Genomic DNA, 1,427 nt, shown 5'->3' with positions numbered 1-1,427 from the left:
AAGGACGGCCTGAACATCCAGCTCGTGGTGTTCAACGACTACCAGCTGCCCAATGCCGCGCTGGCCTCGGGCGACCTGGACGCCAACGCCTTCCAGCACCAGCCCTTCCTGGACAACCAGAACAAGGCGCGCGGCTTCGACATCGTGCCCGTGGGCCTCACCATCACCGCGCCGCTGGGCTTCTATTCGCGCAAGATCAAGGCGATCGACCAGTTGTCCGACGGCGCGGCGGTCGGCATCCAGAACGACCCGTCGAACGGCAACCGCGCGCTGCTGCTGTTGCAGTCGGCCGGGCTCGTCACGCTGAAGCCCGAGGCGGTGAAGAACAACATGGCCACGCCGCTCGACGTGGTGAGCAACCCCAAGAAGCTCAAGCTCGTGCCGCTCGACGCCGCCCAGCTCCCGCGCTCGCTCGACGACCTGGCGATTGCCGCCATCAACAACGACTACGCCGAGAAGGCCGGGCTGTCGCTGAACAAGGATGCCGTGATCAAGGAATCGGCCAAGAGTCCGTATGCCAACCTGATCGCCGTGCGCCGCGCGGACAAGGACAAGCCCTGGGCCAGGCGGCTGGTCGCGGCCTACCAGTCGCCCGAGGTGAGGAGCTTCATCGAGACGCAGTTCAAGGGCTCGCTCGTCCCCGCGTTCTGATCCAAACGCAGATTCCCCCTTGCCCCCTGTGCGCCCGCGCCGCGCACAGGGGGCTTTTTGCTTCTACGGCGGGTTGCCATCGATGACCTCCTCCGGTATTCCAACCAGAACTACAACCGGAAAATCATCGCGATCAGTTTTTCAGTAACTTATTGAATTTAAAGGGCTTTCATCCTAAACTGACCAGAACTTAAACCGGAATCCATGTCCGTCAATCCCGCACCTTTGCAGGTCTACGACCAACCTCATCAGTTCGAGCCATTGCTGCCAACGCAAAAACTCGGCGAACTGAGCGAAATCACGCGCCGAATATTCGAGAAGTCGTCCGAGATGAAAGGCTCCGCAAGTCCGCAAGCACGGGCTGCGCTGCGCGAGATCGTCCGATCGATGAACTCGTACTACTCGAACCGCATCGAGGGACAAAGCACACATCCCGTGAACATCGAGCGCGCGCTGAGCAAAGACTTTTCCGACACGCCGGACGTCGCCAGACGGCAGCGTGTCGCACTGGCACACATCGACGCCGAACGGGAACTGGAAGAAATCGTCACCACCGAAGCGGGCGCACTGAGCAGCGGCTTCCTGAAACAAGCGCACGAGAACCTGTACCGCCGCCTCCCGGAACCCGATCGCCTCACCGATGACGGTCGGGTCATCATTCCCGGAAGCCTCCGCACGCATGACGTCGCGGTGGGCCGCCACCAGCCGCCAGCGTGGAAATCGATCCCTCGGTTTCTCAAGAGGATGGATGAGGTCTACGGTGGCCTCAAGGGCAT

General features: G+C 61.7%; 2 protein-coding genes. Both read left to right on the top strand.

The window, feature by feature from the left end; translation table 11 throughout:
• Positions 1 to 651 (top strand): MetQ/NlpA family ABC transporter substrate-binding protein (locus AC1DOC_RS33525; protein ID WP_478131550.1); only part of this gene is annotated, 651 nt, incomplete at its 5' end.
• 204 nt (positions 652 to 855) lie between these two features.
• The coding region (locus AC1DOC_RS33520) for a Fic family protein (RefSeq protein ID WP_478131549.1) at positions 856 to 1,427 on the top strand (572 nt) is incomplete at its 3' end.

This window comes from Variovorax sp. 01T439_2 (assembly GCF_056398445.1).
Note: the sequence above shows the minus strand (reverse complement) of the source record. Positions and strands in the feature narration are given on the sequence as shown.